Genomic DNA, 9,597 nt, shown 5'->3' with positions numbered 1-9,597 from the left:
GGAGGTCCGTTCGGCCGGCTCGGCCCCGGCCGACACGGTCAACCCCGCGGTCGTCGAGGCGATGCGCGAATCAGGCATCGACATCTCCGCCGAGACCCCGAAGATCCTCACCGTCGAGGCGGTCCAGGCGTCGGACGTCGTGATCACCATGGGCTGCGGCGACACCTGCCCCGTCTTCTCCGGCAAGACCTACCGTGACTGGAAGTTGGACGACCCTGCAGGGCAGGGCGTCGACGCCGTACGCCCCATCCGCGACGAGATCGAGGACCGCATCCGCGGCCTGCTCGCCGACCTCGCTGTGCAGCCCCGCGCGTGACAGTCGCTGCGTGGCGACCGGCGTCGTGAACTGCTGCTTTGCGTAAGCGACTTCGCAGGAACCCCACGTGACAGTGGCGCAGGTCACACAAAATGCATCTCGCCATTTGAGATCCCCGAGGGTGGGGATGCCCAAAGTGGCGCCCAGGCACCCCTGGGGCAGCTGCCTGACCTCGGCTTAGGGCACGCGGAGGGCACGCCACCCCCAATTGGTCTAGACAACAAACAAACCCCAGGCCGCTGACCTGGGGTTTCATTCTGGAGCGGGTGACGAGAATCGAACTCGCGCTCTCAGCTTGGGAAGCTGATGTTCTACCATTAAACTACACCCGCGTAAGACGCCGATCGGGTCGGTGTCCGAACGCTCGCTCACTGTACCTCATGACGGACCCCCGGTGCTCGGACCGTGGGGTTCGTGTGCGTTTCAGGGGTGGCAGAGGGGTGGGATCCGGCTGCGGGCGACCGGAGTTGGGGCGTACGGTGGAGGTGTGGGAGAGGGGCCCGGCAGGCCGGAGTGCCGCCTGGAGAGCCGTCCCTTTGATCCCGTAATGTGGCTTTCCGTCGTCACGGCAGTAAGCCCGACGCGGCTCCTGGGGAAGGGACTTGAGGGACTTGATGGAACGCACCGTCGTCCGCTGTGCCGAAGGGCACGTGTTCAGCACCGCTTCGTTCCCGATGCAGCAGGCCGAGCGGCTCGGCCCCGGCCGGCTCGTGCGGTGTCCCAAGTGCGCCCGGCTGCGCAGCGTCGTGCCGGTCGCCCTCGAGAAGCAGCAGCGCTAGCGGAGGTAGCAGAACAGCAGCAGCGCGGGCGCGCGGACTCGTCACGGTTTTCGTGGGTCCGCGCGCCTTGCGTATCCTCGGGGCGTGCTTCTCTCAGACAAGGACATCCGGGCCGAGATCGACGCCGGGCGGGTACGGATCGATCCCTACGACGAATCCATGGTGCAGCCGTCGAGCATCGACGTGCGGCTGGACCGTCTCTTCCGGGTGTTCGAGAACCACCGGTACCCGCACATCGACCCCTCCGTGGAGCAGCCCGACCTGACGCGGCTGGTGGAGCCGGAGGGCGACGAGCCCTTCATCCTCCACCCCGGTGAGTTCGTGCTCGCCTCGACGTACGAGGTCATCACGCTGCCCGACGACCTCGCCTCCCGGCTGGAGGGGAAGTCCTCGCTGGGGCGGCTCGGGCTGGTCACGCACTCCACCGCCGGGTTCATCGACCCCGGGTTCAGCGGGCACGTGACCCTCGAGCTGTCCAATCTCGCGACCCTTCCCATCAAGCTGTGGCCGGGCATGAAGATCGGGCAGCTGTGCATGTTCCGGCTCTCCTCCCCCGCCGAGCACTCCTACGGCAGCGAGCGCTACGGCTCCCGCTACCAGGGGCAGCGCGGACCCACCGCCTCCCGCTCGTACCTCAATTTCCATCGGACGCAGGTGTGAGGGGCCGGTCATGAGCAGCGACGGTCCCGTGCGGGAGAACCTGAGCTACGAGCAGTTCGGCGTCGCCGTGCGCGAGCTCGCGCAGACCATCGCCGACGACGGGTTCGAGCCCGACATGGTGCTCAGCATCGCCCGCGGCGGCGTCTTCGTCGCCGGCGGGCTGGCCTACGCCCTCGACTGCAAGAACCTGCATCTGGTGAACGTCGAGTTCTACACCGGGGTGGGGACGACCCTCGACATGCCGGTCATGCTCGCGCCCGTCCCCAACGCCATCGACTTCAGCGACAAGAAGGTGCTGATCACCGACGACGTCGCCGACACCGGCAAGACGCTGAAGCTGGTCCGCGACTTCTGCCTCGAAACGGTCGCCGAGGTGCGGTCCGCGGTGATCTATGAGAAGTCCCACTCCCTCGTGAAGTGCGAGTACGTGTGGAAGCGGACCGATGAGTGGATCAACTTCCCGTGGAGCGTCCTTCCGCCCGTGGTGAAGAGGGCCGGGCAGGTTCTCGACGCCTGAGGGCGGCCGCACCTGACGGCATACGACAAGGGCCCCGGCACGGCTGCCGGGGCCCTTCACGCGTGCGTGCGGTGCTAGAACGTGCCCAGCTTCACGATCGACAGCAGGGCGATCAGCTGGATCGCCGACGCGCCCAGGGCCTTCGGCCACGGCAGGTCGTGGGACCTGGCGACCATGAGGGTGAGCAGGGCGCCCGCCGCGATCCAGGTGGCCCAGCCGAGGAGCTGGACGAAGCCGGCGTTGCCGCCGAAGAACATGGCGAAGAGGAGGCGGGGGGCGTCCGTGATCGACATGATCAGCATGGAGAGGCCGACGGTCGGCTGCCAGGCCCCGTCGCCGCCGAGCTGACGGGCCAGGGTGTGGGTCACCACGCCCAGGACGAAGGCGGAGAGGACCATCGCGATCGCCGTCACGAGGACGATCGGGACCGCGTTGGTGAGGGTGGCGTTGATCGCGTCCGCGCGGGCGCCGTCGAAGCCGAAGACCGCGAGCAGGCCGTAGAGGAAGGTCACGATGAGGGCGGGGCCCCACATCGCGTAGTCCCGCATCTGCAGGAAGGTCTGGTTCGGGGCGAGGACGATCCCCCGCAACACGTCCTTCCAGTGCAGGCGCGGGCCGATCGGGCCGGACGGCGCCGCCGAGCCGGCGTGGTAGGTCGCGCCCTGCGTGTAGGCGTCGGCCTCGTCGACCGAGAAGGCCTGGGTGTGGCCCGGCTGGTTCGCCGCGTACGGGTCGGGGCCGGAGCCGCCGCCGTAGCCGCGGTCGTCGCCGAAGTACTCCGGGCCGTCGCCGCCGCCCTGTCCCGGGTGGCCGCCGCGCGCCTGCGCCTGCGGCCAGCCGGACCCGCCGCCGTGCTGCGGGTACGGCTGCGGAGCCGACGGGTACCCGTACGACGGTCCGGCCGGCTGCCCGCCGAAGCTCTGCGGCGGTGCCTGCTGCCCGTACGCGGGTCGTTGCGGTCGCGCTTGCGGGGCACGCTCGTTCCGGCCGCCGCGTCCGTTCCTGAATCCAGCCACGTCATCGAACGTACCTGGTCCCGGAGATCGGTGTGGCGGGCTCGGGCACCCGAGCCCGCCATTGCCGCAGACCTGTGACATCCCCTAAGGGGGACCCTGAGGGGGCGGGCGGTCGCTGTCGCTCACTGCCCGAACAGGGAACCCAGCTGAGCCGACGCCCCCGACACGCCCACCGACGTCGCGTGGAAGGACGCTGCGCCGGTCGTCGTCAGGCCGGTGGCGGAGCCGCGCAGGGTCCACATCGCGCCCTGTCCGCCGTTCTCGTGCCGTGCGCCGACCGCCAGGTCGGCCTTGCGGTCGCCGTCGAGGTCGGCGAGGCGGACGGCACTGCCCCAGAAGTCGTGGTCCTCGTTGAGGTCGGGGACACCGGGCGTGTTCTGGGTCCAGCGGGTCGCGCCCTGGCCCGTCAGTCCTGCGGCGGAACCGCGCAGCAGCGTGACGGTACCGGTCTGCGGGGCCGAGGTGACCCCCTCGTAGGGCGTACCGACCGCCACGTCCGCGAAGCCGTCGCCGTTGACGTCCCCGACCGAGAGCGCGGCGCCGAACGAGGAGGTGCCCGGCGCCCGGGTGGCGCCGGGGACGCCGGGGCTGTCCTGGGTGAGGGCCGCCTGCGGGGTGGGGCTCACGCCGTGGGCGCCGCCCAGGTAGGCGAGGACCTCGCCGGGCCCGGCCGTGCCGCCGTAGACGAGGACGTCGGACGTGACGACGTCGTCATAGCCGTCCCCGTTGACGTCGCCGAGGACCGCCCGCTGCTTGCCGCCGTCCACCAGCATCCGCAGAGCCTTCGGCCGGGAGTCCGCGCCCAGGTACACCAGGTTGCCGTCGACGTACTCGCCGCTCCCCGTCCGGAACCTGCCGCTGATCACCAGGTCGTCGACGCCGTTGCCGTTGATGTCACCGGCGGCCAGCGACCGGGAGCCGTAGCTGTCACCGGTGGCCAGGGAGGGCACCACCCAGGTGCGGGACGCGGCCCCTGCGGTCTTGGTGAAACCGCCGCGGAAGATCTGCACGTCCGCGCCGGTGCTGCCGACGGCCAGGTCGGCCCGGCCGTCCGCGGTGAAGTCGCCGATCGCCAGGGACATGCCGAAGCGGTGGTGGGAGGAGCGGGCCGGGTCGGCGACGGTACGGCCGCCGGACAGTCCCTTCTTGCTCCCCCAGACGATCGTCACCGACCCAGCCTCGCCGTCCTCCCCCTCGGAGCCGACGACCAGGTCGGCGTAGCCGTCCCGGTTCAGGTCACCGGAGGCGAGCGCCGAGCCGAACGCGTCGTCCTTCTCGGCGGTGCCGGGGACGCCCGCCGAGTTCTGGGTGACGACCGTACGGTTCGACGCCTTGATCCCGGACCTGGAGCCGTAGCTGACGACCACCGCGCCGGCGTCCGCCCTGCCGCCGACCGTGGCTCCCGGGGCGGCGGTGGCGAGGTCGTGGTAGCCGTCGCCGTTGAAGTCGTCCGCGTAGCGGGCGGGGGCGGCCGAGGCGGTGGCGGCCGGCAGGGCGGTGAGCAGGCCCGTGGTGAGGGCCGTGGCGAGGAGCAGGGTGGTGCGCTTGCGCATGGTCTTCCCCCGTGCGGTGGTGAGGTGACGCGATGTCAGCGGCCGTGTCTTTTCCGGTGCGGGCGCGTCAGCCGGTGAGGCCCGTGCCGAAGGCGCCGTACGTGCGGGAGAGCCCGAAGGTGCCCGGGCCGAAGGACTTGGCGCCCGTGGCGGTGATGCCGGAGGCGCTGCCGCGCAGGGCGGTGACCGCGCCGACGCCCTCGTCCTCGAAGGCGGCCGCGACGGTCAGGTCCGCCTTGCCGTCCTTGTTGACGTCCGAGAGCACGAGGTCGGAGCCGAAGTAGTCGATGGACTCGTTGGTGCCGGGGACCCCGGGGGTGTTCTGCGAGATCGTGCGGGCGCCGGTGCGGGAGACTCCGGCGGCCGAGCCGTTCATCAGCACGACGAGGCCGGTGTCCTCGGCCGCGCCGATGTCCTTGAAGACGACGCCGATGGCCAGGTCGCCGTAGCCGTCGCCGTTGGTGTCCCCGATGGAGACGGCGCCGCCGAAGCCGTCGTCGGCCTTGTCGGTGCCGGGGACGCCGGTGGCGGACTGGGTGAGCTCGGCCATGGGGGCGTCGCCGTTGACCGGGCCGCCCCTGCTGCCGCGGATGACGGTGACCTGGCCGCCGAGGGTGCCGGTGTGGTCGTCGGCCTTCGAGAAGACGTTGCCGATGGCGATCTCGTCGTAGCCGTCGCCGTCGATGTCGCCCAGGGCGAGGGAGGTGCCGCCGTTCAGCGGGCGCGGCTTGGTCGTGACCACGCCCGTGGACGCGCCGAGGTAGGCGGCGCCCTTTGACCAGCTGCCCGACGGGTCCGAGGTGAGCGCGGTGCGGTAGGTGAGGACGAGGTCGGCCTTCTTGTCGCCGTTGGTGTCGCCCGCGGCGAGCGCGTCGATGCCGAACTCCGCCTTGTCCGGCGTGGGGACCTTCTGGGTGCCGCCGGTGGTGCCGGACCTGGTGAAGCCGCCCTTGACGACGTAGGCGTAGGACGCGGCCGTGCCGGACGCCAGGTCGGCCCTGCCGTCGCCGTTGAAGTCGCCGGCGGCCAGTACCGAGCCCCAGGCCTCGTGCTTGGCCGCGGAGGGGTCCTTGACCGACGTCCCGTTCTTCAGGCCACTCGCCGAGCCCCACAGGATGGTGACCGAACCGCCGTCGGTGTCCGAGCCGTTGTCCTCGCCGGGCGCGCCGACGGCGAGGTCGGTGTAGCCGTCCTTGTCGAAGTCGGCCACGGCGAGCGCGCGGCCGAAGAAGTCCTCGGTCTCGGCGGTGCCGGGGACGCCGGCGGTGTTCTGGCTGACGATGGTGCGCTTGGCGGGGTTGAGTCCGGAGGCGCTGCCGTAGACGACGGCGACGTACCCGGCCATGTTCTTGCCGCCGACCTTGGCGTAGGGGGCGGCGAAGGCGACGTCGCCGTAGCCGTCGTGGTTGAAGTCGGCCTTGTAGGCGCGGGCCGGGGCGGCGGACGCGGCGGGGGCCGAGAGGGTGAGCAGTCCGCCGGTCAGCGCGGCGGCGGTGACGGTCGCGAGGGCGAGGCGGCGGCGGTGGTGTCCGTTCACGAGGACGTTCACGGCGAGGGGGCTCCTGGGATCGGCGGCATGGGTGCCGGGGGTGCGCGGGTCCGCGGGTCCGCGGACCGCAGAGGAGGTGCGGCGGAGGCGGGTCAGTCGGCGAAGACTGCGCCGAGCTGCGGGATGCCGGTCGTGGACACGCCCAGCTTGCTCGCGGAGAGGGTGCGGGACCCGGTCGTGGTGATCTTCGAGCCGTTGGAGGGCAGGTAGGTGACCGCGCCGTCGCCGCCGTTCTCGTACGAGCCGACGACCAGGTCCGCCTTGCCGTCGCCGGTGACGTCGTCGAGCTTGACGTCGACGCCGAAGAGGTCGTTCTTCTCGTCGTCGCCGGGGACGCCGGCCGTGCTCTGCGCGAAGGACTGGGCGCCGGAGGCGAGGTTGATCCCGGTCCGCGAGCCGTAGAGGACGGTCACCTGGCCGGTGTTGGTGTTGCTGCCGAGGTCCTCGTACGGGGCGGAGACGACCAGGTCGGCGAAGCCGTCGCCGTTGATGTCACCGAGGTCGATCTCCCAGCCGAAGTTGTCGCCCTTCTCGGAGCCGCCGGGGACGTTGCCGCTGTTCTGGTTGAACATGGTGGCCTTGGCCGGGCCGGAGGCGCTGCCGTAGGTGATGGCCACCCGCCCGCCGTTGGCGGAGTCCGGGAAGACGGTCCCGCCGCTGCTGGCGTCCCAGGCGGCGCCGCTGACGATGTCGCCGTAGCCGTCGCCGTTGATGTCGCCGATGCCGGTGACGATGCCGCTCTTCAGCGTCTTGGCGCCGGTGAGGGTGATCCCCTTGGAGCTGCCCGGCAGCCAGTAGTTGGTGTTCCAGTGGTCGCTGGTCTTCGTCTCGTATCCGTCGACCACCAGGTCGCTGCGGCCGTCGCCGTTGACGTCGCCCGCGGTGAGCTTCATCGGGCCGTACGGGTAGGAGCTGGTGCCCGGCTGGATGGGGGGCTTGACGGTGTACCGGCCGCCGGGGGTGCCGCTGCCGGAGAAGCCGCCCTTGAACACCCACAGGGTGGCGGCCGAACTGCCGACGGCGAGGTCCGCCTTGCCGTCGCCGTCGAAGTCACCGGCGGCGAGCTGCAGTCCCCAGTAGTCGTGGCTGCTCGGCGACGGGTCCTTGATGTCGACGCCCTTGCCGGTGAGGCCGCTCTTGGAGCCCCACAGGAGGGTGACGGTGCCGCCGTCGGTGTCGGTGCCGACCTTCTCCGAGGGGGAGCCGACGGCGAGGTCGTCGTAACCGTCGGCGTTGAAGTCGGCGTACGCCAGGGCCTCGCCGAAGTCGTCGCCGGCCTCGGCGGTGCCGGGGACGCCGGGGCTGTTCTGGCTGAGGGTGGTGCGCTTGGCGGTGGTCACGCCGGTGGCGGAGCCGTAGAGGGCGACGACCTGGCCGGCGCCCTTGTGGCCGCTGACGTAGGCGGTGGTGGCCGAGGTGGCGATGTCACCGATGCCGTCGCCGTTGAAGTCGGCGCGGGCGACCTTGACGGAGTCCGCGGCCGACGCCGAGGCTGCCGAGAAGGTGAGCAGACCGCCCGTCAGCGCGGCAGCGGTGGCCGTCGCGAGGGCGAGTCGCGGGAACGTGTGCATGCGGGTCGTCTCCTGCGGCATGCGGGGGCCGTCCGCACCCGGCGGCCGGCCGGAGTCAGTGAGGTCCAGCGTTCAGGAGACCCGCGCCAAGGAGTAAGGGTTGTACGTGAGTTCGGTGAATTCTCCGGGTCGGCTGTGGCCTGCCGAGGGGCACACCGCAGACCTCACCCGGCTCCGATCGTGTCGGCGACGGCCGGCGGACCGCACACCACGGAGATCGCGCTCCGCAGCCGGACCCGTCGCTCACACCCTCCTGATCACCCCTGCGGCAGGATGGGGCCATGAGCGCAGTCAAGACGGCTTCGGTGCCCGGGACACTGACGGCGTAGTCGACCACGGTCACAGAACGTGCTGGCCGTCCCCGCCGAGCAGCGGGAGACGCTGGAGAAGCGGTTCGCGTCGCGGGCGCATGCCGTGGAGAACCCGGACGGGTTCGAGTGGTTCGAGCTGCTGCGGCCGCAACGGGTGGGCTGATGACCACCGGGGCCGCGGTTTCGTGAAGTGGCCTGTCCCTATTTCATTGGCCTCGCGGCAGCACCGCTGCATAGGGTCACCGCGTCCCAGGAGGTGAGGCCGTGACCACGTACGGCACGATACTGATACCCGCGCCGCTGGAACAGGCCGCCCCCGTCCTGCGCACGGTCTGCGCGGCCGGCTACGCGACCACCGCCGGGCCGGGATTCTGCCTCGTCCACCCGGACCGATCCGTCGACGGGAACAACGTCTTCGCGCTAGCCGGACCGATCAGCGCCGAACGGGCCGCTCCGGTACTGGCCGCCTTCCAGTACGACGGTGACCGGCTGGAGTTGGAGGTCTGGCGTGACGGGGTTCTCGCCCACCGCTACGACTCCTGGCCGGGACGGGACGACGAGGACGCCGACGACGTACCTGTGGGCGCGGACCCTGCCGCCTTCCTGGACTTCGCTGCCGGGCCCGTGGACAGCCACCGCCTGGCCTCCGCGCTCGCGGACACCCCGATCGACGCGGAGGACAAGGACGTCGACGGCGACCCGGGGTACGTCTGGGCCCAGTCCCTGCACTGGGACGTGCTGCGCGCGCTCGGCCACCCGGACCAGACGATCCGCCGCGCGCAGTGGGACTACTTCCACATGCGCGGCGCGCCGCAGGCGCTCTCGGAGGTGCTGGACGGCACCGAACTCGTCGTCCTGGGCACGGCCGAGCGCCCCTTCTAGAGCCTCACCCGCGCGCCGCAGGAGAGTCGTTCCGGAACCCGGCATCCATGCAAGTGAGCTCCGAATGCAGCTTGCGGGCTTCGGCACGGTCGAGCATCCACTGCTCCGAGACAGAGGGGACGCGGCCGCGTCCATTGCTGTCGCTCGTCGTCCGCCAGCACATGCCACCACTCGAACACGACCACGGAGCTACGGCAGTGCCATGGCGGCACGGGCACCGCCCGCAGGATCGGCGGACAGGTCCCGGTCGTTCACGCCCTCCTGATCACCCCTGCGGCAGGATGGACGCATGAGCGTAGTGAAGATCAACGTGCTGGCCGTCCCCGCCGAGCAGCGGGAGACGCTGGAGAAGCGGTTCGCGTCGCGGGCGCATGCCGTGGAGAACTCGGACGGGTTCGAGTGGTTCGAGCTGCTGCGGCCGCAACGGGTGCGTTGATGTACCA

General features: G+C 71.0%; 9 protein-coding genes, 1 tRNA gene and 2 pseudogenes. 7 read left to right on the top strand and 5 right to left on the bottom strand.

What is annotated here, in order from left to right; translation table 11 throughout:
* Positions 1-316: phosphotyrosine protein phosphatase (locus tag JF597_RS52030; protein WP_294013773.1), on the top strand; the 316-nt coding region annotated here is incomplete at its 5' end.
* Positions 317-574: 258 nt separating this feature from the next.
* On the opposite strand, the gene JF597_RS52025 is transcribed toward JF597_RS52030, so the two are convergent.
* Positions 575-648 (bottom strand) — tRNA-Gly (locus JF597_RS52025).
* Positions 649-930: 282 nt separating this feature from the next.
* Between JF597_RS52025 and JF597_RS52020 the strand changes: the two genes are divergently transcribed.
* The 3 genes from JF597_RS52020 to JF597_RS52010 all read left to right on the top strand — a co-directional run bounded on the left by JF597_RS52020 (position 931) and on the right by JF597_RS52010 (position 2,272).
* On the top strand, positions 931-1,095 hold the full coding sequence (locus tag JF597_RS52020; RefSeq protein WP_294013770.1) for a hypothetical protein: 165 nt from the start codon (positions 931-933) through the stop codon (positions 1,093-1,095).
* 84 nt (positions 1,096-1,179) lie between these two features.
* Entirely contained in the window at positions 1,180-1,755 is a 576-nt protein-coding gene (gene dcd, locus JF597_RS52015) for a dCTP deaminase (RefSeq protein WP_294013767.1), read from the top strand.
* Positions 1,756-1,765: 10 nt separating this feature from the next.
* On the top strand, positions 1,766-2,272 hold the full coding sequence (locus tag JF597_RS52010; protein ID WP_294013765.1) for a phosphoribosyltransferase: 507 nt from the start codon (positions 1,766-1,768) through the stop codon (positions 2,270-2,272).
* A 74-nt stretch (positions 2,273-2,346) separates the two neighbouring features.
* Here the strand turns inward: JF597_RS52010 and JF597_RS52005 are convergent, their stop codons facing one another.
* The 4 genes from JF597_RS52005 to JF597_RS51990 form a co-directional block, all read right to left on the bottom strand.
* Positions 2,347-3,369: a YIP1 family protein gene (locus JF597_RS52005; RefSeq protein WP_294013762.1), complete on the bottom strand. Its 1,023-nt coding sequence runs from the start codon at positions 3,367-3,369 to the stop codon at positions 2,347-2,349.
* 41 nt (positions 3,370-3,410) lie between these two features.
* Complete coding sequence (locus JF597_RS52000) at positions 3,411-4,841, bottom strand: FG-GAP-like repeat-containing protein (RefSeq protein ID WP_294013759.1); 1,431 nt, start codon at positions 4,839-4,841, stop codon at positions 3,411-3,413.
* A 67-nt stretch (positions 4,842-4,908) separates the two neighbouring features.
* A complete protein-coding gene (locus tag JF597_RS51995; protein WP_294013757.1) occupies positions 4,909-6,390 on the bottom strand; it encodes an FG-GAP-like repeat-containing protein in 1,482 nt (493 codons plus the stop codon).
* Positions 6,391-6,482: 92 nt separating this feature from the next.
* Positions 6,483-7,961, bottom strand: a complete 1,479-nt coding sequence (locus JF597_RS51990) for a VCBS repeat-containing protein (RefSeq protein ID WP_294013755.1) — start codon at positions 7,959-7,961, stop codon at positions 6,483-6,485.
* Between the two features lie 348 nt (positions 7,962-8,309).
* Here JF597_RS51990 and JF597_RS51985 point away from each other — a divergent pair.
* The 3 genes and pseudogenes from JF597_RS51985 to JF597_RS51975 all read left to right on the top strand — a co-directional run.
* A pseudogene (locus tag JF597_RS51985) lies at positions 8,310-8,420 on the top strand (antibiotic biosynthesis monooxygenase); the annotation flags it as partial.
* 116 nt (positions 8,421-8,536) lie between these two features.
* A complete protein-coding gene (locus JF597_RS51980; protein WP_294013752.1) occupies positions 8,537-9,154 on the top strand; it encodes a hypothetical protein in 618 nt (205 codons plus the stop codon).
* A 289-nt stretch (positions 9,155-9,443) separates the two neighbouring features.
* A pseudogene (locus JF597_RS51975) lies at positions 9,444-9,575 on the top strand (antibiotic biosynthesis monooxygenase); the annotation flags it as partial.
* Positions 9,576-9,597 lie beyond the last annotated feature (22 nt).

The sequence above is a fragment of the Streptomyces sp. genome (assembly GCF_019510245.1).
GTDB lineage: Bacteria > Actinomycetota > Actinomycetes > Streptomycetales > Streptomycetaceae > Streptomyces.
The sequence above is the reverse complement of the archived record's forward strand: the minus strand, read 5'-3'. Positions and strand labels throughout refer to the sequence as shown.

Excerpts from the sequence above, each read along its gene's own strand:
- JF597_RS52020 (WP_294013770.1), top strand. The coding sequence starts at position 931 with ATGGAACGCACCGTCGTCCGCTGTGCCGAAGGGCACGTGTTCAGCACC.
- JF597_RS52010 (WP_294013765.1), top strand. The coding sequence starts at position 1,766 with ATGAGCAGCGACGGTCCCGTGCGGGAGAACCTGAGCTACGAGCAGTTC.
- JF597_RS52005 (WP_294013762.1), bottom strand. The coding sequence starts at position 3,369 with ATGTCACAGGTCTGCGGCAATGGCGGGCTCGGGTGCCCGAGCCCGCCA.
- JF597_RS52000 (WP_294013759.1), bottom strand. The coding sequence starts at position 4,841 with ATGCGCAAGCGCACCACCCTGCTCCTCGCCACGGCCCTCACCACGGGC.
- JF597_RS51990 (WP_294013755.1), bottom strand. The coding sequence starts at position 7,961 with ATGCACACGTTCCCGCGACTCGCCCTCGCGACGGCCACCGCTGCCGCG.